The organism is Burkholderia sp. PR2 (genome assembly GCF_052372875.1).
Taxonomy (GTDB): domain Bacteria; phylum Pseudomonadota; class Gammaproteobacteria; order Burkholderiales; family Burkholderiaceae; genus Burkholderia; species Burkholderia diffusa.
Map to the genome: position 1 here is coordinate 574,848 of NZ_JBQRWH010000002.1, position 23,587 is coordinate 598,434.

The window sequence follows — 23,587 nt, forward strand, 5'->3', positions numbered from 1 at the left end:
TCGGCACCTTCGAAAAATAGACGGCTGCGTCAGTCGTAAAAGCCGACGATCGACTTGGTCTCCATATACTCCTCCATCCCTTCGATCCCGTACTCGCGACCATTGCCCGACTGCTTGTAGCCGCCGAACGGCGCCTGCGGATCCCATGCCGGGTAGTTCAGATGCACCTGCCCCGACCGGATGCGCGCGGCCACCGCACGTGCCCGTTCCTTGTCGGCGCCCTGCACATGCGCGCCGAGCCCATAGACCGTGTCGTTCGCGATCGCGACGGCTTCGTCGACCGTATCGTACGGAAGAATCGCCAGGACCGGACCGAAGATCTCCTGCTGCGCGATCGCCATGTCGGTGCGGACGTCGGAAAAGATCGTCGGCCGCGCATAGAAGCCACGGTCGAATCCCGTGGGCCGTCCGGGGCCGCCGGCGATCAGCTTCGCCCGTTCGTCGATGCCCGCGTCGATCATCTGCGCGACGCGACCGAACTGCGCGCGATTGGCGAGCGGCCCGTGCGTCGTCGCGCCGTCGAACGGATCGCCGACGATCAGCCGTTGCGCTGCCGCGACGGCCAGTTCCTCGACCGCGCCGAGCACGTCGCGCGGCACGATCATGCGGGTCGGCGCGCTGCACGATTGCCCCATGTTCCGGAACGCTGCGGCCACGCCCGGCCCGATCGCCTGCTGCAGGTCCGCATCCGGCAACACGATGTTCGGCGATTTGCCGCCCAGCTCCTGCGCGACGCGCTTGACGGTCGGGGCCGCCGCCTGCGCCACGAGCACGCCCGCGCGCGTCGACCCGGTAATCGATACCATGTCGACCTCGGGGTGCGACGAAAGCGCACCACCCACCGCCTCGCCGCTGCCGCTCACCAGGTTGAAGACGCCGGCCGGCACGCCCGCATCGGCAATCACTTCCGCGAACAGCAGCGCGCTGAGCGGCGACAGCTCGCTGGGTTTCAGGACCACCGTGCAGCCTGCCGCGAGCGCCGGGCCGACCTTCGCGGTGATCTGATAGATCGGCCAGTTCCACGGCGTGATCAGCACGCATACGCCGATCGGCTCGCGTACGACCGCGGTCGTCCCGCGCCGCGTGACGAACGGGTAGCGGGCCAGATTGTCGCGCGCGACCCGGATATGTTCGGCCGCGAGCGGCACATGGGCGCCGCGTGCATAGCTGATCGGCGCGCCCATTTCGAGCGCAAGCGCCGTGGCGAACCGTTCCGCGCGCTCCAGCATCAATGCGTGCACGCGGTCGAGCAGCGCGGCGCGTTCTTGCGGCGAGGTCGCGGCCCAGCGTTCGAACGCGTTGCGCGCGGCGCGCACCGCGCGGTCGGCATCGCGTGCGTTGCCGAGCGGGATGTCGCACAGCACGTCTTCGGTGGACGGGCAAACGACCGCGAAGCGCTCGCCGCCGTCGGGTAAAACCCAGTCGCCGTCGATGAAGAAGCGATCGAGCCTGCCGGCTTCCATCAGATGACGAACCGGTGAATTGACCAGTGAATTCATTGCAGCGTGTCCTTGAGTCGATACCATGCGCCGACGAACGGCAGAAACCACGGCTTGCCGAAGTGGCCGGGAATCGCGGGCCAGTCGAAGCTTTGCCACGGATTGAGATCGGCGCGTCCGTCCATGATCTCCGCCATCAGCGTGCCCATCAGCGTCGCCATGTGCGTGCCGTGGCCGCTATAGCCCATCGAAAAATACACACCATCGCGCTGGCCCGCGCGCGGCAGGCGGTTGGCCGTCATGTCGACCATCCCGCCCCAGCAATAGTCGATGCGCACGGCGGCCAGTTCGGGAAACACGGCGGACATCTGCTGTCGCAGGATCAGCCCGCTCTTTTCGTCCGAACGCGGGTTGGACGTCGCGAACCGCGCGCGCCCGCCGAACAGCATCCGGTTGTCGGGCGTGACGCGAAAAAAATTGACGAAGTTCTTGGTGTCGGTGACCATCCGGCGGGTCGGCAGCAGCCGGTCAAGAAGTTCGCGCGGCAACGGCTCGGTAACGATGATGAACGCGCCGACCGGCACGATCCTGCGCCGGATCCAGCCGAACGGGCCGACCTGCGAGATGCCGCTCGCGAGCAGCACCTGGCGCGTACGGATCTCGCCGAGCGGCGTTCGCACCGCGTAGGCGCCGCCCGCCTCCCGCGTCATGCCGAGCACCGGCGCATGCTCGAGAATGTGCGCGCCGCGCGCTTGCGCGGCGTTCGCCAGGCCGCGCACATAGCGGCCGACGTGCATCCCGGCACTCTTCTCGAAGATCAGCCCGCCGTGATAGCGGTTCGAACCGATCTCGTCGTGCAGCTCCGCCTTCGTCACGAGGCGCGTGTCGGGGTCGACGCTTGCCGCGAGCAGCGCCTGGCTTCGCACGAGCTTGTCGTAGTGCTCGGGCTTCGCTGCGAGCTTGAGCTTGCCGCGGCGCGCGAAGTCGCAATCGATCGCCTCCTCCCTGACCAGCCGCTCGACCGTATCGACACCCGCGTCGAATGCGAGATACAACCGGTTCGCCAGTTCCGTGCCGATGCGCTGCGACAGGAACGCGTAATCCTGCGCGAAGCCGTTGTTGCACATGCCGCCGTTGCGTCCCGACGCCGCCTGTCCCACGGTGCCCGCTTCGCAGACAACCACGCTCGCGCCCTTCTTCGCCAGCGCGAGCGCCGCCGCCGAACCCGTGATCCCGCCGCCCACCACCACCACGTCGCAACTTCCGTCAGGCCGCTCGGTCGAGCGGCTCATGAACGGCTCGGACGTATCGAGCCAGTAGGATCCGAAACGCATCACGCACTCCAATGTCGGCAGCACCAGGCTACACAGCGCGGCGAGCATTCACCACACCGATCCGGCCGCTCGCGCGCCGTCCGGATCGAAACGCATCGTCCCGAGGCCGCCACCGTCGTTCCAGTGACGACCGCGCACTAGAAGTCGGCAACCTTGCCCCAGGCGGAATCGCCGAACCGGCTCGGCCGATACGGCACCGGGTCCACGATCGGTTGCGCACCCGTGGCGAGATCCGCGATCAAGTGACCGGCGCCGGGGCCGATGCCGAAGCCGTGCCCGGAAAAGCCTGCCGCCAGGATCAATCCCGGCACGCCCGGCACTTCGCCGATACCTGGCACGCCGTCCGGCGTGCTGTCGACGAACCCGGCCCATGCGTGCGTGATCGTCGACTCGCGAAGTTCAGGAAGCAGTTCGACGGCACGTCGATACGTTTCGGCGACCGTCGGCATGTCTGGCTTCGGATCCAGGATGCGCACCGCCTCCATCGGCGTCGGCGCATCGAGCCGCCACCGCTTCAGCGTTTCGTGTCCGCCGCGCATGCCTTCGAGGCCGCCCGGAAGAAGATTGCGCCAGCGCTTCGCGAACATCGGCACGAACTGCGGCGCGAATCGCAGGAACTGCGGCGTGAGGTCCACGCGTGCGCGGCCGCTGATCGCCAGTGCGTAGCGTCCGTCGCTGCGGCGGGTGATGGACACGCCGGACGTATACAGCGCATCCGGCAGCGGATGCGCGACAGGCGACACGCTCAGGATCGACTGACGGATCGACGCCTGCGGAAAACGAATCCCCAACTGTCGGCAGAACGACGACGCCCATGCGCCGCCGGAGAGCACGACCGTCCTGGTCTTGATGACGCCCGCCTCGGTAACGACGCCGCTGACGCGCCCGCCCTCCAGCTCGATGCCGCGCGCCGCGCAGTGCTGGTTGATGCTGCCGCCGAGCTTCATGACCGCGGCCGCCACGGCCGGCGCGGCCTTCCCCGGGTCGGCCGTGCCGTCGCTCGGCGAGAACACGCCGCCCTTCCACGACCGCCCGGTCGCGTGCCCGCGCTCGCCGGCCTGCTTGCTGTCGAGCATGTACGTCGTTACGCCCGCGGTCTTCGCGAAATCGCCCCAGTTGGCCCAGCGCGACAGCTCGGCCTCGTCGTTGCTCAGGTACAGCAGTCCGCAGCGGTGAAAGCCCGTGTCTTCGCCGGATTCGGCGGCGAATCGTTCCCACAGATCGATGCTCTTGCTTGCCATCGGCAATTCGCGTTCGTCGCGGTTCTGCTGCCGGCACCAGCCCCAGTTGCGGCTCGACTGCTCGGCCCCGATTCGGCCCTTCTCGACCAGCGCGACCGACACCCCGCGCCGGGCCAGGTAGTAGGCAGTGAAGACGCCGATGATGCCGCCGCCGATCACGACGACATCGGCCGAAGCCGGCGGCGTGGACGGCGTTTCGATTTGGCGCAACGGAGGGGACATGTTCAGTCTCGTTCGGTTGATACGTGGATGTTTTGCACGACGTAGAATTTCGCCACGCGTTCGCTGCTTTCCCATCCGATCGATGCGCCGCGCGGCACGAAGAGCGCGTCGCCGGCGCCGAGCGACAGCACGCTGCCGTCGGGCGCGGCGAACCGTACGCTGCCGGCGAGCAGGAGCATGAACTCGTTCACGCGATGCGGGCGAACGATCCGGTGATAGGGCGTCGAATCCCACGTGCCCGCGCAGTACTCGGCGCCGTCGTCGATGAACACGTTGTCGCTACGGCATTGCGGTGCGGGGCCGAGCAGCACCTCTGCCGGCAGCGATGCGGACGGCCTGAAGTCGGCGTCGGCACGCAGCGGGAACAGGCCGCCCTTCGTCGGTTGCGCGCATGCAGCCGCGCAGAACGTGACGAGCACGCGCGATTCCGCGGTGACGCGAAGCGCCGTGCCGCCGCCGATCACTGCCCCCTCCCCCGGCCCGAGCACCAACGGTGCGGCGCCCGCCGCTTCCAGCGTCAGCTCGCCTTCGACGACGACGAGGGTCTCGATGTGCGGATAACGCGTGACGTCGAGCTCGCCGACGAAACGGATACGCCCGGCGGCCATCGAATCGGGCCCTTCCCACGCGATCTCACGATGTCGCGCGAAAGGATCACGCTCACCGAACGCCTGCTTGCGGAAAGCTGTTGTATTGGCCGTGCCGTCGGCACGATGCAACACGAAAACTGCGGTCATTTCTGCTCCTGCCGGTGCGCGGCGATGTTGTCGACAACCCGTCGCGCGGTATCGGAAATCGTTGTTCGCGGGCGTCGCCCGCGCCGCGCCTACGCGGCGTGACGCGACGCTTCGCTGCGTTCGGCATGCGCGCGCATCGACGACGTTCGCGCCGGCGCATCACCCGCCCGGGCGACCACGTAATCGCGCGGCGTAATCCCGAGCACCCGCCGGAAATGCCGGCACAGATGGCTCTGATCGAAGAAGCCGACCTCGGTCGCGACGACCGACGGCGCCAGACCGGCGCGCAGCAAATCCTGCGCACGCCGCACACGCACGAGACACAGATACCGGTGCGGCGACAAGCCGACTTCGCTGCGAAAGCGCGCCGTGAACCTCGACACGCTCAGTCCGGCCACCGCCGCGAGCGTGTCGAGGTTCAGCGGCTGCGCGAACGATGCATCGATCGTGCGCAGCACGTCGCCGATCGCTGGCGAGACGGGCTGCGGAATACGCAGTGCGCGCGGCGTCGCGCCTTCAGGAAAATCGTGGAACAGGGTGGCCATGCTCGCCGTCCTCATGCAATCGTCTCAACGGTCGCGCCTTGTGCGGCGAAATGCGCGATCGAGCATCGCTCGATCAACGAGGCCATCGTGTCACCGACGCCCGTCCCGTCGCGGCGACGTTCTTCGGCGGCGAGCAGGCAAACGAATCGTGCGTTCATATCGAATCTTCCCGAGGCAGCCGCTTCAGTGCAGGAAATCCTGCATCCGGTAATACGCGCCGACGAACGGCAGGAACCACGCTTGCCCGAAATGGCCGGGCATCGCCGGCCAGTCGAGTTCGCGCCACGGATTCGACGCGGCCGCGCCGTACAGCACGTCGGCCATCACGCGGCCCATGTGCACGGACATCTGCACGCCGTGGCCGCTGTAGCCCATCGAGTAATAGAGCCCGTCGTGCTGACCCGCGCGCGGCAGCCGGTCGGCGGTGATGTCGACCAGCCCGCCCCAGCAGTAATCGAGCCGCACGTTCGCGAGTTCCGGAAAATAGCCGGCCATGCCGGCGCGCAGGATCTCGCCGCTTTTTGCGTCGGAGCGCGGGCTCGACATCGCGAAGCGCGCGCGGCCGCCGAACAGCAGCCGGTTGTCGGGCGTCACGCGGAAGTAGTTGCCGATCTGGCGCGACGTCACGTATGCGCGGCGATGCGGGAACAGCCGGTACAACTGCGCGTCGGGCAGCGGCTCGGTGACGACGATGAAACTGCCGACCGGCGCGATGCGCCGCCGGAACCACGCGAACGGGCCATGCTGCGACGCGCCGGTCGCGACCAGCACGCGATCGGCGACGAGCGTGCCGCGCGTGCTGGTGATCGTGTGGCGCTCGCCGTCGATCCGATCGAGTCGCGTGACGGCCGCGTGCTCGTAGATGCGTGCGCCGGCTCGCACGGCCGCCTGCGCCAACCCGACGCCGAACTTGCCCATGTGCATCTGCACGCCATTGCGTTGCAACAGCCCGCCGTGGAAACCGTCGGACGCGATTTCATCGCGGATTCGCGACGGCTCGATCAGTTCGATATCCGGATCGACGTCGCGCCGCAATGCGTCGAACGTCTTCGCGAGTCCCGCGAAATGCTGCGGTTTCGCCGCGAGCTTCAGCTTGCCCGCCCGCCGAAAGTCGCACTCGATCGCATGCTCGGCGACGATCGTCTCGACGCTCTTCACCGCACTTTCGTAGGCGCGATAGAACTGCTTCGCCGGCTCGGCGCCGATGCGTGCGGCCAGCGACGCGTAGTCCTGCGCGACACCCGTATTGCACTGGCCACCGTTGCGGCCGGACGCTTCGCCCGCGATCTGCGCGGCTTCCAGCACGATCACCGATACGCCGCGCTGTGCCAGCGCAAGCGCCGCCGACAGGCCGGTGAAGCCGCCGCCGATCACGACCACGTCGGCGCGCCCTTCCACGGGCCCTTCGCAGCCGGCACGAAACGCGGGGCGGGTATCCAGCCAGTACGATTCGAATTTCATCGGATCCTTGTCGAGCATTCCGGCGACAGCGATTGGCGATCGCCCGTTGAAAGTCATTTAATCACCGTCAAAAAGCGCAGTTGCCGCGTATTCGCGCACGGCGCGCGCACGATCCACCGTTTTGCACGACCGCCGCAGCACACTATGCGGAAGGCCGCGCGGCGCGCTACAGACGCACCGGCTGCACCGGCGCGACGCCCGCCGCCGGCTCGGCCTGGAAGCGCGCGAGGTCTTCCTCGCTGCGATGGCACAGCACCTGCGCGCCGTTCTCGAGCGTGCGCAGCGCGGGCGCGGTGCGGTTGCACACGCCGTCCACCCGCATCGCGCAGCGCGACAGGAACGGACACAGCTCGACATCGTCGGCGCTCGCGCCGATCGGCACCAGCGGCCGGTGGCAGCGCTCGGCCGCATCGTCGAGCCAGCCCGCGCGCAACTCCGGTGCCGACGACACGAGCAGGTGCGAATACGGGTGGTAAGGCGGCGCGCACAGCGCATCGCGGCTGCCGGTTTCGACGCGGCGGCCCGCGTACAGCACGACGATGTCGTCGCTGATCGCGCGCACCTTCGCGATATCGTGCGTGATGAACACGTACGACACGCCGAGCTTCGCCTGCAGGTCGCGCAGCAGGTCCATGATCGCGGCGCCGACCACGGTGTCGAGTGCCGACGTGACCTCGTCGCACAGGATCAGGTCAGGCTCGGCCGCCAGCGCGCGCGCGAGGTTCACGCGCTGCTTCTGCCCGCCGGACAGCTCGCCGGTACGCCGCGCGGCGACCGCCTGCGGCAGCCGCACGAGTTCCAGCAGTTCCGCGACGCGCTGCCGTGCACGCGCGCCCTTGATCCCGTGATAGAACGCGAGCGGCCGCGCCAGCGTGCGCTCGACGGTATGCACCGGATTGAGCGCGGTATCGGCGTTCTGGAACACGATCTGCACGCGGCGGTGCTGCTCCTTGGTGCGCTTGCCGATGTCGAGCGCGAGCGGCTCGCCGTCGAGCAGGATCTGCCCGGCCGTCGCCGGCACGAGGCCCGCGATCACCTTCGCGAGCGTCGTCTTGCCCGAGCCCGATTCGCCGATCACGCCGACCGTCTGCCCGCGCCCGATGCGCAGGTCCACTTCGTGAAGGATCACCTTCGCGGGAAAGCCTTTCGCGGTACGGCCGCCGTAGCCGGCGACCGCGCCGCGCACGTCGAGCAGCGGCGCCGGCGCGGCGCTCGCCGCTAGCGCATCACGTTCGGCATCGCTCGGCGTGACCGCCGCGATCAGGCTCTGCGTGTACGGATGCGTCGGCGCATGCAGGATCTGTTCGGTGTCGCCCGATTCGCGGATCACGCCATCGCTCAGCACGACGATCCGGTCGGCCATTTGCGCGACCACCGCCAGATCGTGCGACACGTACACCGCGCTCATCCCGCAGCGCCGGATCACGCTCTTGAACGCCTGCAGCACGTCGATCTGCGTGGTGACGTCGAGCGCGGTGGTCGGCTCATCGAGGATCACCAGCTCCGGATCTGTGATCAGCGCCATCGCGGCCATCAGCCGCTGCAGCTGGCCACCCGACACCTGGTGCGGATAGCGCCTGCCGATCGTCTCCGGCTCGGGCAGCGCGAGCGCGCGGAACAGCTCGACCGCCTTCGCCTGCGCATCGCGCTTCGTCATCGTCTTGTGGATCAGCGCGCTCTCGATCACCTGGTCGAGAATCGTGCGCGACGGGTTGAACGCGGCGGCCGCGCTCTGCGCGATATACGCGACCTTGCGCCCGCGCAGCGCGGCCAGCGCCGGCGCCGGCAACGTGCAGACGTCCACGCCGCCGAGCTTCACGGACCCGCCGGCGATCCGGCAGCCGGCACGCGCATGGCCCATCAGCGACAGCGCGATCGTCGTCTTGCCGGAGCCGGACTCGCCGATCAGCGCGAGCACCTCGCCGCGCCCGATCTCGAAGTCGACGCCGTGGACGATCGTCGTTTCCTCGCCGCCCGGCCGGCCGCCGACGACGCGCAGCCCGCGCACCTCGACGAGCGGAGTCGATTCATCTCGCATCAGTGTTCTCCCGCGGCAGCGGCCGCACCCTTGCGGCGGCCGCGATGCGGCAGGCCGTCGATCAACAGGTTGACGCCCACCGTCAGGATCGCGATTGCGACCGCGGGCATGATCGCGACGGCCGAGCCGTCGCCGAGGCTCGCGATGTTCTCGCGCACCAGCGAGCCGAGGTCCGCGTACGGCGGCTGCACGCCGAGCCCGAGAAAGCTCAGGCCGCTCAGCAGCAGCACGACGAACGTGAAGCGCAGCCCGGTATCGGCCAGCATCGGGTGGATCATGTTCGGCAACATCTCGACGCACGCGATGTACAGCGCGCTCTCGCCGCGGGCCCGCGCGACCTGCACGAACTCGAGCGTGCTGATGTTGACCGCCAGCGCCCGTGCGATCCGGTACGAGCCCGGCATGTAGCTGACCGCGGCGGTCAGGACCAGGAGCGGCAGCGACGAGCCGAACGCGGCGACGAACATCAGCGCGAACATCTTCGACGGAATCGACGTGAGCGCATCGAGCAGCCGGCTCATCGTCTCGTCGACCGCGCGGCCCGAGACGGTCGCGAGCAGCCCGAGCGTCGTGCCGGTCAGCGCGGCGAGCAACACCGCCGCGAGCGCGAGCAGCACGGTCAGGCGCGTGCCGTACAGGATCCGGCTCAGCATGTCCCGGCCGAGAAAGTCGGAGCCGAACGGCAGCTTCGCGCTGAACGGCGCGAACACGTCGGGCGTGACGATCGCGCCGACGTCGTGCGGCGCGAGCAGCGGCGCGAACGCCGCGATGAACAGCATCAGGCCGACCATCGACAGGCCGACGCGGCCGCCGGTCGTCAGTTTCACACGCGCGGCGCGGCGCTTGCGCGGCTGGTCGGGGGCGGGCGCGGCGGGCGGCGTCGCGCCGCTCCACGGCGGAGGCTGATCGCCGGAAGGCGGCAGCGCGCTGCTGCGTTGAACGGGTTCGGTCGGGTGCATGGGCGGCATCTCGGAAGGAGGACGGGACGCTCAGGTCCGCAGTCTCGGGTTCGACACGATCGAGCACAGGTCGGCGAACAGCACGAGCGTCAGATAGGCGACGCAGAAGATCAGCGTGCACGCCTGGACCAGCGGGAAATCGCGGTTGCCGACGGCATCGACCATCAGGCTCGCGAGCCCCGGATAGTTGAAGATCGTCTCGACGACGATCACGCCGCCGAGCAGATACGACAGGCTCAGCGCGACCGCATTGGCGATCGGGCCGATCGCGTTCGGCAGCGCATGGCGCAGCACGACGCGCGCGGGGCTCGCGCCCTTGAGCACGGCCATCTCGACGTACGACGCGCTCAGCTGCTCGATCACCGCGGCGCGCGTCATCCGTGCCATCTGCGCGATCACGACCGCGCACAGCGTCAGCACCGGCATCGCATACGCGCGCAGGAAATCGTGCAGGCTTTCGATCGGGCCGCTGTACGACAGCGCAGACAGCCAGTGCAGCTTCACGGCCAGCACGAGCACGGCGACCGTCGCGATCAGGAATTCCGGCGTTGCGACGAGCGACAGCGTGCCGAGGCTGATCACGCGATCGACCACCGACTCGCGCTTGACCGCCGCGAGGATCCCGAGCAGCAGCGCGATCGGCACCGACACGGCGGTCGTGATCGCCGCGAGCGCGAGCGACTTCGGCAGACGTCCGCCGATCATCTCAGACACCGGCATGTCGCCCGACAGCGAGCGGCCGAAATCGCCGTGCAGCAGCCCCGCGAGCCAGTGCAGGTAGCGCACGTGGGCCGGCATATCGAGGCCGAACTGCTGACGCAGCGCGGCGACCGTCTCCGGCGTCGCGGACTGGCCGAGCGCGGCCTGCGCGGCGTCGCCCGGCAGCAGGTTCGTGATCGTGAAGATGATCGCGGACACGATCAGCAGCGTCAGCGCGGTAACCGCGATGCGCCGGCCGATCAGCCCGAGCAGGATTCGATTCATGAAGCGGCACTCCGGAAAAATTCGCGCGCGACCAGGGCGAGGGCCCGCACTGGTCGCGCGGCGGCGGCACGCGTCGTGCTCAGGCGTTCCACCACACGTGCTCGGCGAACATGAAGCCCATCATTCCGCCGGTCGGAATCGAGCCGAGACCGGCGAGCCGCTTGTCGTAGCCGTCGAGGAAGCTGATGAAGGCCGGAATGCCGACCCGGCACTGCTGCGCGACGAGCACCTGCATGTCGCCGTACATCTGCTTGCGCTTCGCGTCGTCGGTTTCCGATCGCGCGGCGAGCAGCAACTGGTCGAACTTCGCATTCTTCCAGCCCGACTCGTTCCACGGCGCGTCCGACTTGAAGAACTGCGTGAACAACACGTCGGCGCTCGAGCGCGGGTTGATGTTGCCGAAGCCGAGCGGATGCTTCATCCAGTGGTTCGACCAGTAGCCGTCGGGCGACACGCGGTTCACCTGCAGGTTCAGCCCGATCTTCTGGCCGGCCTGCTGCAGCAGCACGGCCATTTCGATCGACCCGTTCGCGTCGGACGTCGCATAGATCGGCGGCAGCGTGGCGCCCAGTGCGCCCGCCTTCTGGAACAGGAACTTCGCCTTGTCCGGATCGTGCGGCCGCTGCGGCAGCGATGCGTTGAAGTAGCGATGCCCCGGCGGGATCGGCTGGTCGTTGCCGATCACCGCGTAGCCGCGAAACACCGCCGAGCGGATCTGCTCGCGATCGAACAGGTACTTCATCCCTTCGACGAAATCCGGGTTCGCGGTGATGGGGTTGTCGCTACGCACGATCAGGTCGGTATAGAGCCCTGACTTGGTTTCCTGCAGCGCATAGCCCGGCGTCGACGCGACCCGCTGCGTCGAGCGCGGATCGATCGCGTTGATCAGGTGCACGTCGCCCGACAGCAGCGCGTTCAGGCGCGCGGCGCTGTCGCTGATGCCGATCAGCTCGATCTCGTCGAGATACGGCATCCCCGGCTTGAAGTAGCTGTCGTTGCGCACGCCGACGGTCGACACGCCCGGCTTGAACGACTTCAGCTTGTACGGGCCGCAGCCGATGCCGGTGCTGAAGTCGGTCGTGCCGTCCTTGACGATCACGAGCTGCGGCGTCGCGAGGATCACCGGCAGATCAGCGTTCGCGCTGGCGAGCGTGAGCGTGACCTCGTCCGGGCCGCTCGCTTTCGCATCGGCGAACTGATCGGCGAGCGGCTTGACCTTCGAGGCGGTGGCCGCGTTCTTGTGGCGCATCAGCGAGAACACCACGTCGGCCGGCCCGACCGGTTTCCCGTCGTGGAACGTGACGCCCTTGCGCAGCTTGATGACCCACGTTTTCGCGTCGGTCGTCTGCAACGACTGGGCGAGATTCATTTGCGGCGTCAGGCTCGCATCGAGCTGCGTGAGGCCGCTGTAGAACATGAAGAATCGAATGTAGTCGGCGCCCGTCGAGCCCTTGGCCGGGTCGAGCGTATCGGCCGTCGAACTCGATTCGTTCGCGACCCGGATCTTGCCGCCGCGCTTCGGCGCGGGCGCGGCGAACGCGGATTGCATGCCGGTCAGCAGGCCGCCGCCACCGACGGCCATCATGCCGCTCGCCGCCATGACCCGCATCATGTCGCGGCGCGTGATGCCGCCCTTGCCGCCGTTGTCGATATCGTCGCTCATCCGAACTGCTCCTGACTGTGGAAAGTGGGGTCCTGGGATCCAGCGTGGTTCGAGAAAACCCGCCGCGCCTGCCTGCTGGTGGCGAACACGACGTCGTGCGCATTGAGTTCATTTAAGCATCGCCAAAATGCGGGTTGTCGCGATTCGGGGCGGCTGCACGACACGATTCGACCGTTTTGGGCCACCTGCGCAGCATGATTTGCTGCGTGACCACGCGTGCCGCCGTTTGCTCGATGCCGCGTCGCGACGCTGCGCAGCGCGTGCGCGACGAAGGAAATCGTAAAGTGATGCACGCGGCAGATTGCGCCGACAAAATTGGCCGTTCAGCATCCGAAGCGCGTTCGGCTCCCTCAAACAGCATGTTTGCGTGGAATGCGCACTCGCGGCCCGCAGTGCCCGAAACGACCGGAACGCCACGTGCACATGCGACAGCGGGTGCCGGCCGTGAGGACGCCTTGAGCCTGAAAGATCGGGAGATTGCGGCGACTTCGAGGCGGCTGTGCCGGATAACGGGAAGACGGCCGGGTTGCCCGATGCCGGGAACGAACCCGTGACGGGCCACCAGGCCGTGATTTCCCGCCACGATGCAGTCGATGCAGTCGATGCAGTCGATGCGGTCGATGCCGGCGTGTCGGCTTGTCGGCGCGCACGCCGGACACATGCCGGCGTGGCGTGAGGGAGACGCGATGATGTCGTTGCCGGCGGATGCCGGCACGCGGCCGTCAGGCAGCCAGCCTGAACACCGATACGGCGGCCCGCAAGCGTGCCGCCTGTTCATCCAGCGAGGACGCGGCAGCGGCAGCCTGCTCCACCAGCGCGGCATTCTGCTGGGTCACTTCGTCCATTTGCGCGACCGCCAGGCCGACCTGCTCGATGCCGGTGCTTTGCTCGGCGGATGCCGCTGAAATCTCGCCCATGATGTCGGCCACCCGGTCGATCGACCGCACGATCTCCGTCATGCGCGCGCCCGCTGTCTCGACGAGCCGGCTGCCGCTGCCGACCCGCTCGACCGACGCCTCGATCAATCCCTTGATGTCTTTCGCGGCCGCCGCGCTGCGTTGCGCGAGCGAGCGGACCTCCGAGGCCACGACAGCGAACCCGCGCCCTTCCTCGCCGGCCCGCGCGGCCTCGACCGCGGCGTTGAGCGCGAGAATGTTCGTCTGGAACGCGATGCTTTCGATCACGACGGTAATGTCGGCGATCCGCACCGATCCGTCCGAAATCTGCCGCATCGTTTCGACGACTTCGCGCACCGCAGCGCCGCCGAGTTCGGTCGCCTCCTTCGCGTGGGTCACGAGCGCATTCGCCTGACGTGCATTGTCGGCATTCTGTTTGACCGTCGACGTGATCTGCTCCATGCTGGCGGCCGTTTGCTGCAGCGACGCGGCCTGTTCCTCCGTGCGCTGCGACAAGTCCAGATTGCCTTGCGCGATCTCGCCGGTGCCGACGGCAATCGAGTGGGTCGTGGTCTGGATTTCGGCGATGGTCTCGGTCAGTCGGGCCTTCATGTCGGCGAGCGCGACGAGCAGGCTGCCCGGCGCGGCGTTCGCCGTATCGAACTGCACGTCCAGTTCGCCGGCGGCGATGCGGGCCGCAATGTGCGTCGCATGCGCCGGCTCGCCGCCGAGCGTGCGCCGGACGCTGCGCAACACCCCCCACGCGATCGCCGCGAGCGCCGCGGCGATGACGAGCGTGATGGCGCCCAGCACCTGCACGAGCCGCGTAAACGCGGCATTGATGTCGTCGTAGAAGAATCCCGTGCCGATCCACCAGTCCCACTCCGGAATGGCGACCACGCCCTGGAGTTTCGGCTCCACGTCCGCGTCCGGGCTGCGCTTGATCAGCACGTCGACGAGCGCGAAATGCGCCTGGGCCATTCCGGCGCGGTACGCCTCGCTGTCGGTCATGCCGCTGGTCGTGCGGTTGCCCTTGGCGCGGGTGCCGATGAACTTCGCGTTCGGATGCACGAGGTTGACGCCGTCGGACGTCGTCACCCAGTAGTAGCTTTTCGAATTCGCATTGAGCGCGGACAACGCGGCCTTGGCCTGCTGCTGGGCCTGATCTGGCGTGAGCGTGCCGTTCGCCTGCATCGCGCGATACGCGTCGACCAGATGCTCGGCTTTGGTCAGAAGAATGACGATCTCTTCACGACGGCTGTCGATCAGCGCGTCGCGCAGCGTATACAGCGACATCGCGGCAAGCAATGCAACGCCGAGCAGCGCCGCGGCGACGAGCATCAGCAGTTTCGTGGACAACTTCATGCGGAGGGCCTCGATATATTAACCGTTCGGTACATATATCGGCCCGTGCGGCCCTGCCTTGAATGGCTCTGTATCGGTAATTACCCTCGATTCGTGCGGTGATCGCACGCGCAAGGCGGAACGGCCATCGCGCCACCCCGGTCGATCGCGACGGGCACGGCCGCGCGCGCAGGGCACGCGGCCCCACGCCGGCGCGGCGTCGCTTACAGCCCGAGCTGTGTCGCGAGATGGCCGATGTCCGACACCTCGTAATAGTTGTAGAACGGCGTGCCCGGCTCGTGGCCGCGGTTCACGAATGCCTTGTGCTTGATGCCGAGGTCCTCGGCCGTCATCAGGTCGTAGCGCAGGCTCGACGACACGTGCAGCACGTCCTCCGGCTTGCAGCCGAGCTTGCCGAACATGTATTCGAAGCCCTGCATCCGCGGCTTGTACGACTGCGCCTGCTGCGCGGTGAACACCGCATGGAACGGCGCGCCGAGCTTGTCGACGTTGCTCATGATCTGGTCGTCCGACGCGTTGGACAGGATCACCAGCTTGTACTTCGTGGCCAGCCGCGAAAGCCCGGCCGGGACGTCCGGATGCGGACCCCACGTCGGCACCGCATGATAGAAACGCTCGGCCTCGGCCTCGTCGAACTGCACGCCGATGCGCGCGCAGGTGCGCCGGATCGCATTGACGACGACGTCGCGGTACGGTTTCCACGCCCCGAGCACCTCGTCGAGCCGATAGGCGGCGAACGCGCGCACGAATTCCTCCATCGCGACCGGCGACAGCCGGTCCGCGTAGACCTCGCGCGCCATTTCCGCCATCCGGAAGCGGGTCAGCGTGCCGTAGCAGTCGAACGTGATGAACTTCGGTTCAAATTGGATCATGGTGACGTCCTGTCGGTGTGAAGCCCCGGCAGGGCCGGGGACGGGCTGGGTTGTACGAAATTGAATCAGGGCAAAAAGTCCTTCGCGCATCGTTCGACGCCGGTCAAAACGCAGAATCACCGCGTGTTGGGCGCGCTGCACGGCACGATCTGCGGTGCGATTCCGGGCGGTGCGCTCCGGCCTGCCGACGGGTCTCGCAAAACCGCGACGCGCGTGCCCGGCGCGGCCGCCACGCGGTTCGGCGCGGCAGCGAGCGGCGCGCCACCCCGCTTCCATCGTACTGGCGTTCATGCAGCAGAAGCTGCCGGGAAGCCGGGCCGAGGCGGCACGATCCGCGCGTTCGCGCACGCCGATCGAGCGGGTTTGCGTCGATCTCTCTCGCGCGCTCGTCGCCGCCGGAAAACAGGCGAATCGTCCTATCCGCGCCGTGGTGGCGCTGGCACAGTCGACATGTCATTCCTACCCATCCGGAGTCCGGCGTGGCCGACCTCAATTCTTCCAGCACGCTTACCTATCGTCCTTTCGCCGAGACCGACCTGCCTGCCGCGCTGCGGCTGTCGGAAGCAGTCAAGTGGCCGCACCGGCTCGACGACTGGCGCTTCGCATTCCAGCTCGGCAGCGGCTTCGTCGCCGAAGACGAATCCGGCATCGTCGGCACCGCGCTCGGCTGGCGCTTCGGCGAGTCGCACGCATCGCTCGGCATGGTGATCGTGTCGCCCGAGCGCCAAGGTCGCGGCATCGGCCGCGAACTGTTTGCGCGCGTCGTCGACAGCCTCGGCACGCGCACGATCCTCCTGCACGCGACACCGTCCGGCGAACCGCTCTACGTGAAGTTCGGCTTCGCAGCGATCGGCACGATCGACCAGCACCAGGGCGCCGCGTTCCAGCCGCCGCTGATCTCGCTGCCGCCGGGCGAGCGGCTGCGCCCGCTCGGCACCAACGACGGTCCGCGCCTCGCCGCGCTCGCATCGCGCGCGGCCGGCTACCCGCGCGATGCGGTGATCGATGCGCTGCTCGGCGTCGCCAACGGGATCGCACTCGACCGCGACGGCGAACTGCTCGGCTTCGCGCTCTTTCGCCGTTTCGGTCGCGGCCACGTGATCGGCCCTGTGATCGCACCGGACGCGCTGCGCGCGCAGGCGCTGATCAGCCACTGGCTCGCGCTGCACGAAGGCATGTTCGTGCGCGTCGACGTGCCGGGCGACAGCGGGCTGTCGGACTGGCTGCAGGGGCTCGGCCTGCCGCGCGTCGACACCGTCGTCGCGATGGCGCGCGGCGCGGCACCTGCCCGCGATCCGGCACTGCGCGCGTTCGCGATCGTCAACCAGGCGCTCGGCTGAACCGCACGCACGATGAGCTTTCTCTACAAGGCCGACCCGGTGCGCGGCGCGCAATGGGCGCAGCGCTTCGCGCAACAGGTGCCCGACCTCGCGTTCCGGATCTGGCCGGACATCGGCGACCCCAAGGCCGTGCGCTATCTCGCCGCGTGGCAGCCGCCCGACGATCCGTTAGCGCTGCTGCCGAATCTGGAAATCGTGTTTTCGGTCGGCGCCGGCATCGACCAGTTCGACCTGTCGCGCGTGCCCGCGCACATCCCGGTCGTGCGGATGATCGAGCCTGGCATCGTCGAGGGGATGGTCGAATACGTAACGCAGGCCGTGCTGACGATCCATCGCGACCTGTTCGACTATGCGGCGCAGCAGCGCGAGCACGTGTGGCGCGAGAAGCCGGTGCGCGCCGCCGCGTCGCGACGCGTCGGCGTGCTCGGGCTCGGCACGCTCGGGCAGGCCGTGCTCGACACGCTGCTGCGCTTCGGCTTCCCGTGCGCCGGCTGGAGCCGCACGCCGCGCACGCTCGACGGCATCGACTGCTACGCGGGCGACGCGGCGCTCGACGCGTTCCTGGCCCGAACCGACATTCTGATCTGCCTGCTGCCGCTCACCGACGACACGCGCGGCCTGCTCGGCGCGCGCGTGTTCGACGCGCTGCCGGCCGGCGCATCGCTCGTACAGGTCGGGCGCGGCCCGCAGCTCGATGCGACCGCGCTGCTCGCCGCGCTCGGCAGCGGCCGCCTCGACAGCGCGATCCTCGACGTGACGGACCCGGAGCCTTTGCCGGCCGGCCACCCGTTCTGGATGCATCCACGCATTCGCATCACGCCGCACATCGCCAGCGCGACGCGGCCCGACACCGCGGCCGACGCCGTGCTCGCAAACCTCGCGCGCCATCGCGCGGGGCAGCCGATGATCGGCGTCGTCGATCGCGCACGCGGCTACTGACGCGCGCGCCCGGCCCCGCGGGGCGCGCAGCAGAAAATGCCGAAGCGCCCCGTGCAAACACCGCTTTCGTACGTTTCAGGCCGCAAATTGAAGGCGCATGCGGATTTCTCGCCCGGTAGCATGACCTCACGCTGACACCCGACGAGAGTCCCGCCCTGCCATGAACCAAGCCGCGCTGATCGAAGCCGATCGTCAACACCTGATCCACCCTGTCGTCAACTATCGTGCGCACGAGGCGCGCGGCGTCACCGTGCTCGAATCCGCCGAAGGCGTGTTCCTGCGCGACGCCGACGGCCACACGTTGCTCGATGCGTTCTCGGGCCTGTGGTGCGTGAACGTCGGCTACGGCCGCGACAGCATCGTGAAGGCCGCCGCCGAACAAATGGCGAAGCTGCCCTACGCGACCGGCTATTTCCATTTCGGCTCACGACCCGCGATCGAGCTGGCCGAGCGCCTCGCGGCGCTCGCGCCGCCGTCGCTGAATCGCGTGTACTTCACGCTCGGCGGCTCGGATGCGATCGACTCCGCGGTGCGTTTCATCACGCACTATTTCAACGCAACCGGCCGCCCGACGAAAAAGCACATGATCGCGCTCGAGCGCGGCTATCACGGCTCGTCGTCGATCGGCGCCGGCCTCACCGCGCTGCCCGCGTTCCACCGTCACTTCGACCTGCCGCGCGCGGACCAGCACCACATCCCGTCGCCCTACCCGTATCGCCACCCGCTCGGCAACGATTCGCAGGCGCTGATCGCCGCGTCGGTCGCCGCGCTCGAAGCGAAAGTCGCCGAACTCGGCGCGGACAACGTCGCGGCCTTCTTCTGCGAGCCCGTGCAGGGTTCCGGCGGCGTGATCGTGCCGCCGGCCGGCTGGCTGAAGGCGATGCGCGAGGCTTGCCGGCGCCTCGGCATCCTGTTCGTCGCCGACGAGGTGATCACCGGCTTCGGCCGCACGGGCCCGTTGTTCGCGTGCGAGACCGAGCAGGTCGACCCGGACCTGATGACCGTCGCGAAGGGGCTGACCGCCGGCTATGCGCCGATGGGGGCCGTGCTGATGTCCGATGAAATCTACGAAGGGATCGCGGGCAGCCGCGCCGATTCGCCCGCGGTCGGCCACGGCCATACGTATTCCGCGCATCCGGTCAGCGCGGCGATCGGCCTCGAGGTGCTGAAGCTCTATCACGAAGGCGGGCTGCTCGCGAACGGCCAGGCGATGGCGCCGCGTTTCGCCGCGGGGCTCGATGCGCTGCGCGCGCATCCGCTCGTCGGCGACGCCCGTTCGGTCGGGCTGCTCGGCGCGCTCGAGCTGGTCGCCGACAAGGCACGCAAGACGCGCTTCGACCCTGCGCTGAACGTGCCCGACAGGATTGCCGCCGCCGCGTACGCGAACGGCGTGGTGTTTCGCGCATTCGGCGACGGCGTGCTCGGTTTCGCGCCGGCGCTGAGCTTCAGCGCGGGCGAGTTCGACCTGATGTTCGAACGCGTGCGCAAGACGCTCGACGACGTGCTGGCCGACGCGGGCGTTCAGCGCGCGCTCGACGCCGCGCACGCGCAGCCGGCCTGACCGGCCAAGGGAAAGCCGGGCTTGTGGCGGCCATCGTTCGACTCTAAAGTAACCGGACATTCCATTTTTTCCCTCTCACGTGAACATGACGGACAGCAAGCTGGATCGCATCGACCTGCGCATCCTCTCCCAGTTGCAAAAGCGCGGCCGCATGACCAACGTCGAACTGGCCGATGCGGTCGGACTGTCACCCAGTCCTTGCCTGATCCGCGTGAAGCGGCTCGAGAAGGCCGGCTACATCGGCGGCTACGGCGCGCACATCCAGCTCGAGAAACTCGGCGACGTGCAGGTCGTGTTTACCGAAGTCACGCTGGCCGACCACCGGCGCGAGGACTTCGACCGTTTCGTCGCGGCGATCCGCAACGTCGACGAGATCGTCGAGTGCCACCTCGCGAGCGGCGGCTACGACTATCTGCTGAAGTTCATCACGCGCAGCGTGAGCCATTACCAGACGATCGTCGAAGGGCTGCTCGAGCAGAACATCGGCATCGAGAAGTATTTCAGTTACGTCATCATCAAGTCGCCGTTCGTCAAACGGCACTACCCGCTCGAATCGCTGTTCGGCGAGCGTCACTGACGGACAGCGCGCGGCATCCACGAACGCGGCGGCCCGCCGTCCGCGCGGGGTAGTCGCGCGCCCGCGCCGCCGCCGTCGTCACCGAATCGCCCCATCCAAGGATCTGTCATGCCGCTTACGCTGTCCCGAACCGAACTCGTTCGCACCGCCAACCTGATCGACGGCACCTGGCGCGATGCGCTCGACGGCCGCCGCTTCGACGTCACCGATCCCGCGACGCTCGAGATCGTTGCCCACGCACCCGACAGCGGCGCCGCCGACGCGCGCGCCGCGACCGACGCGGCAGCGCGCGCGCTGCCCGGATGGCGCGCAACGCCCGCTCGCGAACGGGCCGCCATCCTGCGCGCGTGGCATGCGGCAATCGTCGCGCACACCGACGATCTCGCGGCGCTGATGTCGCGCGAACAAGGCAAGCCGCTCGCCGAAGCGCGCGGCGAAGTCGCGTACGGCGCGTCGTACGTGCTGTGGTTCGCCGAGGAAGCGACGCGCACCTATGGCGACCTGATTCCGCAGCAGCAGCGCGGCAAGCGGCTGAGTGCGGTCAAGGAGCCGATCGGCATCGTCGCCGCGGTCACGCCGTGGAATTTTCCGCTCGCGATGATCGCGCGCAAGATCGCACCCGCGCTCGCGGCCGGCTGCACGGTCGTTGCGAAACCGGCGGAAGACACGCCGCTCACGGCGCTCGCGCTGGCCTTCCTCGCACAGGAAGCCGGCGTGCCGCCGGGCGTGCTCAACATGATCGCGGCATCGCGCGAACGCGGCATCGATGCGGTGGCCGACTGGCTCGCCGACGCTCGCGTGCGCAAGATCACGTTCACCGGATCGACGCCCGTCGGCAAGCTGCTCGCGCGCGAATCGGCCGCGACGCTGAAGAAGCTGTCACTGGAGCTCGGCGGCAATGCACCGTTCATCGTGTTCGACGATGCCGAGCTCGACGCCGCGGTCGACGGGCTGATGGCCGCCAAGTTCCGTAACGGTGGCCAGACCTGCGTGTCGCCGAATCGCGTGTACGTGCAGGCCGGCGTCTACGACGCCTTCGCCGCGAAACTCGCCGCGCGCGTCGCCGCGCTGAAGGTCGCGCCGGCGACCGACCCGGCCGCGCAGATCGGCCCGATGATCAACGCGCGCGCGATCGACAAGATCGCGCGCCACGTCGGCGACGCGATCGAGCGCGGCGCACGCGTGCTCACGGGCGGCAAGCGCCTGCCCGAACTCGGGCCGAACTATTACGCGCCGACGGTGCTCGCCGACGCCACCGCCGACATGCAGCTGACCTGCGAGGAAACCTTCGGCCCGGTCGCCGCGCTGTTTCGGTTCGCCACCGAGGATGAAGCCGTCGACGCCGCGAACGACACGCCGTTCGGGCTTGCCGCGTATTTCTACACGCAGGACGTGCGCCGCATCGCGCGCGTGTCGGCGCGGCTCGAAACGGGCATCGTCGGCATCAACGAGGGCGCGCTTGCGAGCGAAGCCGCGCCGTTCGGCGGCGTGAAGGAATCGGGCTACGGCCGTGAAGGCTCGCGCTACGGCCTCGACGATTACCTGTCGATCAAGTATCTGTGCCAGGGCGGGCTCGACTGATCCCGCGCGGCCGCTCGCATCCGCGGCCGTTGCGTTCCGTTGCGCGGCGCGCCGCGACCGGCGCGCAACGGCCGCACACGTTTGCGGCACCCATGCAGTCATCGCTTCGCATGGCGGCCTCGATTTCCGGTTAACGGTGCCGTTAACCCGGATTTGACCCGCGCCGCTGCGATCGCAGCCGGCTCCCCGCACGAACGCGAGCAATGCCTGCATTCACTTCGATCGAGAAAATTGCCGACTGGGCCGGCCGCCACCACCTGATCGTCGGTGTGCTGGGCACGCTGATGTCGCTCGCGGCGTTCGGCATCAGCGCAGCGACGCTGTGGGCCGCGCGAAGCGAAGTCGTCGAGCATGCGCACGAGACGTCGCGTAATGTCGCGGCCGTCCTGGTCAGCGAGATCGCGCGCACCGTCGAAACGTCCAACAATGCGCTCGTCGCGCTGGCCATCGATCTCGGCAATCCCGCCGTCGCACGCATGGACGCCGGGCTGCGTCACGACGTGCTGTTCGAGCGCACGGCCGCGCAATACGTGACCGGCATGGGCGTGACGGACCGCTACGGCCGTTTGATCGACGGCTGTTGCAGCCCGACCCACAACTGGGACTTCAGCGATCGCGACTACTTCAAGGTCCATCGCGATGCGGACAACGTCGGCCTCTACGTGTCCGAGGCGTATCGCGCGCGTTCGCGCGGCGACACGGAATCGATCGCGCTGTCGCGGCGCATCGAGCGGGCGGATCACACGTTCGACGGGATCGCGGTGGTCGCCATCGACCTCGCCTACTTCGATCGCCTCCTGTCCCGCCTGAACGTCGGGCCGCACGGCGTCAGCGCGATCCTGCGCGCGGACGGCACGATCCTCGCGCGCAACCCGCCGTTGAGCGATCACCAGATGGTCCGCCTGCGCCGCTCGAAGTCGTTCGAACGGATGGTGAACCGCGAATCGGGTTTCTATGTGGCGCGCTCGAGCATCGACGGCACCGTGCGGCTTTATACGTTCCAGCGTGTGCCCGGAACGCCGCTGATTGCCGTGGTCGCGCCGGCCGAGCGCGACGTGCTGGCCGGCACCACGCACCTCGCGTGGACGGTCGGTGTGTCTGCGTCCGTCATCGGTGCACTGTTCTGCGCGGTGGTATGGCTGCTCGCGTTCGCGCTGCGGGACAACCTGCGCAAGCAGACACTGCTCACCGACCTGACGCGCACCGATCCGCTCACGGGCCTGCACAACCGTCGCGCGCTCGATGCCGCGCTCGCCGACGAATGGGAGCGGCTGCAGCGCGGCAGTGACGGCAGCCTGTCGGTGCTGTTCATCGACGCCGACCACTTCAAGCAGTACAACGACCGATACGGCCATGCGCAAGGCGACATCGCGCTGCGCTTTCTCGCCGAGTGCATCCGTGCGCATACGCGGCGGCGCGGCGATCTCGCCGCGCGCTACGGCGGCGAGGAATTCGTCGCCGTGTTGCCCGATACGGACGAAGGCGGCGCCGCGCAGGTCGCCGAGGCGATTCGCCGCGCCGTGGAGCGCAACCGGCTCGACGGGTTCGACGCGACGATTCCGGCTTTCACGGTCAGCATCGGCTGCGCGACCGGGCACCGCGCGCACCCGAGGTCCGTGCACGCGTTGTCGCATCAGGCGGACCTCGCCCTCTATGCGGCGAAGCGCCAGGGCAGAAACCGCGTGTGCCACGCCGACGCGAAGTCGTTGGCTCAACCGGCTTGACCGTGCCGGTTCCGCTCTCCTTCAAGCACCCGCGCGAGCACCGCCTGCCCGTATCCGCACGCTGCAGAACATCGGCCGACGGCAGAATCGATCCGTCCGCAAACGTTCA

Annotated in this window: 18 protein-coding genes; 6 read left to right on the forward strand and 12 right to left on the reverse strand. The window is 68.3% G+C overall.

Annotated elements, in window-relative coordinates; translation table 11 throughout:
• Window positions 1–29: 29 nt before the first annotated feature.
• The 12 genes from ACT2FV_RS14205 to ACT2FV_RS14260 all read right to left on the reverse strand — a co-directional run bounded on the left by ACT2FV_RS14205 (window position 30) and on the right by ACT2FV_RS14260 (window position 15,756).
• The gene (locus ACT2FV_RS14205) at window positions 30–1,499 is read right to left on the reverse strand and encodes an aldehyde dehydrogenase family protein (RefSeq protein WP_124627530.1); all 1,470 of its coding nucleotides are present in this window, start codon (window positions 1,497–1,499) and stop codon (window positions 30–32) included.
• Window positions 1,496–2,773, reverse strand: a complete 1,278-nt coding sequence (locus tag ACT2FV_RS14210; RefSeq protein ID WP_151049333.1) for an NAD(P)/FAD-dependent oxidoreductase — start codon at window positions 2,771–2,773, stop codon at window positions 1,496–1,498. Before ACT2FV_RS14210 ends, ACT2FV_RS14205 begins: the two co-directional genes overlap by 4 nt.
• A 137-nt stretch (window positions 2,774–2,910) precedes the next feature.
• Window positions 2,911–4,236, reverse strand: coding sequence for an NAD(P)/FAD-dependent oxidoreductase (locus tag ACT2FV_RS14215; protein WP_151049331.1), 1,326 nt, complete (start codon window positions 4,234–4,236; stop codon window positions 2,911–2,913).
• 2 nt (window positions 4,237–4,238) lie between these two features.
• Window positions 4,239–4,973 carry a cupin domain-containing protein gene (locus ACT2FV_RS14220; RefSeq protein WP_151049329.1) on the reverse strand — a complete coding sequence of 245 codons (735 nt, stop codon included), beginning with the start codon at window positions 4,971–4,973 and terminating at the stop codon, window positions 4,239–4,241.
• An 89-nt stretch (window positions 4,974–5,062) separates the two neighbouring features.
• Window positions 5,063–5,518, reverse strand: a complete 456-nt coding sequence (locus ACT2FV_RS14225) for a helix-turn-helix domain-containing protein (protein WP_151049327.1) — start codon at window positions 5,516–5,518, stop codon at window positions 5,063–5,065.
• Window positions 5,519–5,701: 183 nt separating this feature from the next.
• Complete coding sequence (locus ACT2FV_RS14230; RefSeq protein WP_151049325.1) at window positions 5,702–6,979, reverse strand: NAD(P)/FAD-dependent oxidoreductase; 1,278 nt, start codon at window positions 6,977–6,979, stop codon at window positions 5,702–5,704.
• A gap of 166 nt (window positions 6,980–7,145) precedes the next feature.
• Entirely contained in the window at window positions 7,146–9,017 is a 1,872-nt protein-coding gene (locus ACT2FV_RS14235) for an ABC transporter ATP-binding protein (RefSeq protein WP_444504138.1), read from the reverse strand.
• The gene (locus ACT2FV_RS14240) at window positions 9,017–9,976 is read right to left on the reverse strand and encodes an ABC transporter permease (protein WP_124627518.1); all 960 of its coding nucleotides are present in this window, start codon (window positions 9,974–9,976) and stop codon (window positions 9,017–9,019) included. Before ACT2FV_RS14240 ends, ACT2FV_RS14235 begins: the two co-directional genes overlap by 1 nt.
• 30 nt (window positions 9,977–10,006) lie before the next feature.
• Window positions 10,007–10,960: an ABC transporter permease gene (locus ACT2FV_RS14245; RefSeq protein ID WP_059536198.1), complete on the reverse strand. Its 954-nt coding sequence runs from the start codon at window positions 10,958–10,960 to the stop codon at window positions 10,007–10,009.
• A 79-nt stretch (window positions 10,961–11,039) separates the two neighbouring features.
• Window positions 11,040–12,623, reverse strand: a complete 1,584-nt coding sequence (locus tag ACT2FV_RS14250) for an ABC transporter substrate-binding protein (protein WP_059599589.1) — start codon at window positions 12,621–12,623, stop codon at window positions 11,040–11,042.
• Between the two features lie 722 nt (window positions 12,624–13,345).
• The gene (locus ACT2FV_RS14255) at window positions 13,346–14,884 is read right to left on the reverse strand and encodes a methyl-accepting chemotaxis protein (RefSeq protein WP_444504139.1); all 1,539 of its coding nucleotides are present in this window, start codon (window positions 14,882–14,884) and stop codon (window positions 13,346–13,348) included.
• Window positions 14,885–15,087: 203 nt separating this feature from the next.
• Entirely contained in the window at window positions 15,088–15,756 is a 669-nt protein-coding gene (locus ACT2FV_RS14260) for a haloacid dehalogenase type II (protein ID WP_059599594.1), read from the reverse strand.
• A gap of 479 nt (window positions 15,757–16,235) precedes the next feature.
• Here ACT2FV_RS14260 and ACT2FV_RS14265 point away from each other — a divergent pair, with 479 nt between their 5' ends.
• The 6 genes from ACT2FV_RS14265 to ACT2FV_RS14290 all read left to right on the forward strand — a co-directional run bounded on the left by ACT2FV_RS14265 (window position 16,236) and on the right by ACT2FV_RS14290 (window position 23,478).
• A complete protein-coding gene (locus tag ACT2FV_RS14265; protein WP_124901927.1) occupies window positions 16,236–17,096 on the forward strand; it encodes a GNAT family N-acetyltransferase in 861 nt (286 codons plus the stop codon).
• Between the two features lie 12 nt (window positions 17,097–17,108).
• Window positions 17,109–18,035, forward strand: coding sequence for a 2-hydroxyacid dehydrogenase (locus ACT2FV_RS14270; protein ID WP_444504140.1), 927 nt, complete (start codon window positions 17,109–17,111; stop codon window positions 18,033–18,035).
• A 160-nt stretch (window positions 18,036–18,195) separates the two neighbouring features.
• Window positions 18,196–19,596 carry an aspartate aminotransferase family protein gene (locus ACT2FV_RS14275; RefSeq protein ID WP_444504141.1) on the forward strand — a complete coding sequence of 467 codons (1,401 nt, stop codon included), beginning with the start codon at window positions 18,196–18,198 and terminating at the stop codon, window positions 19,594–19,596.
• An 85-nt stretch (window positions 19,597–19,681) separates the two neighbouring features.
• Window positions 19,682–20,173 (forward strand): Lrp/AsnC family transcriptional regulator, encoded by a 492-nt coding sequence (locus ACT2FV_RS14280; protein WP_006749694.1) that lies wholly within the window; start codon window positions 19,682–19,684, stop codon window positions 20,171–20,173.
• 108 nt (window positions 20,174–20,281) lie between these two features.
• On the forward strand, window positions 20,282–21,754 hold the full coding sequence (locus ACT2FV_RS14285) for an NAD-dependent succinate-semialdehyde dehydrogenase (RefSeq protein ID WP_444504142.1): 1,473 nt from the start codon (window positions 20,282–20,284) through the stop codon (window positions 21,752–21,754).
• Window positions 21,755–21,957: 203 nt separating this feature from the next.
• A complete protein-coding gene (locus tag ACT2FV_RS14290; protein ID WP_444504143.1) occupies window positions 21,958–23,478 on the forward strand; it encodes a diguanylate cyclase in 1,521 nt (506 codons plus the stop codon).
• The last annotated feature ends 109 nt before the right edge of the window (window positions 23,479–23,587 follow it).

Excerpts from the sequence above, each read along its gene's own strand:
- ACT2FV_RS14230 (WP_151049325.1), bottom strand. The coding sequence starts at position 6,979 with ATGAAATTCGAATCGTACTGGCTGGATACCCGCCCCGCGTTTCGTGCC.
- ACT2FV_RS14280 (WP_006749694.1), top strand. The coding sequence starts at position 19,682 with ATGACGGACAGCAAGCTGGATCGCATCGACCTGCGCATCCTCTCCCAG.
- ACT2FV_RS14225 (WP_151049327.1), bottom strand. The coding sequence starts at position 5,518 with ATGGCCACCCTGTTCCACGATTTTCCTGAAGGCGCGACGCCGCGCGCA.
- ACT2FV_RS14220 (WP_151049329.1), bottom strand. The coding sequence starts at position 4,973 with ATGACCGCAGTTTTCGTGTTGCATCGTGCCGACGGCACGGCCAATACA.
- ACT2FV_RS14260 (WP_059599594.1), bottom strand. The coding sequence starts at position 15,756 with ATGATCCAATTTGAACCGAAGTTCATCACGTTCGACTGCTACGGCACG.
- ACT2FV_RS14275 (WP_444504141.1), top strand. The coding sequence starts at position 18,196 with ATGAACCAAGCCGCGCTGATCGAAGCCGATCGTCAACACCTGATCCAC.
- ACT2FV_RS14245 (WP_059536198.1), bottom strand. The coding sequence starts at position 10,960 with ATGAATCGAATCCTGCTCGGGCTGATCGGCCGGCGCATCGCGGTTACC.
- ACT2FV_RS14235 (WP_444504138.1), bottom strand. The coding sequence starts at position 9,017 with ATGCGAGATGAATCGACTCCGCTCGTCGAGGTGCGCGGGCTGCGCGTC.
- ACT2FV_RS14205 (WP_124627530.1), bottom strand. The coding sequence starts at position 1,499 with ATGAATTCACTGGTCAATTCACCGGTTCGTCATCTGATGGAAGCCGGC.
- ACT2FV_RS14215 (WP_151049331.1), bottom strand. The coding sequence starts at position 4,236 with ATGTCCCCTCCGTTGCGCCAAATCGAAACGCCGTCCACGCCGCCGGCT.
- ACT2FV_RS14255 (WP_444504139.1), bottom strand. The coding sequence starts at position 14,884 with ATGAAGTTGTCCACGAAACTGCTGATGCTCGTCGCCGCGGCGCTGCTC.
- ACT2FV_RS14285 (WP_444504142.1), top strand. The coding sequence starts at position 20,282 with ATGCCGCTTACGCTGTCCCGAACCGAACTCGTTCGCACCGCCAACCTG.
- ACT2FV_RS14270 (WP_444504140.1), top strand. The coding sequence starts at position 17,109 with ATGAGCTTTCTCTACAAGGCCGACCCGGTGCGCGGCGCGCAATGGGCG.
- ACT2FV_RS14240 (WP_124627518.1), bottom strand. The coding sequence starts at position 9,976 with ATGCACCCGACCGAACCCGTTCAACGCAGCAGCGCGCTGCCGCCTTCC.
- ACT2FV_RS14290 (WP_444504143.1), top strand. The coding sequence starts at position 21,958 with ATGCCTGCATTCACTTCGATCGAGAAAATTGCCGACTGGGCCGGCCGC.
- ACT2FV_RS14250 (WP_059599589.1), bottom strand. The coding sequence starts at position 12,623 with ATGAGCGACGATATCGACAACGGCGGCAAGGGCGGCATCACGCGCCGC.
- ACT2FV_RS14210 (WP_151049333.1), bottom strand. The coding sequence starts at position 2,773 with ATGCGTTTCGGATCCTACTGGCTCGATACGTCCGAGCCGTTCATGAGC.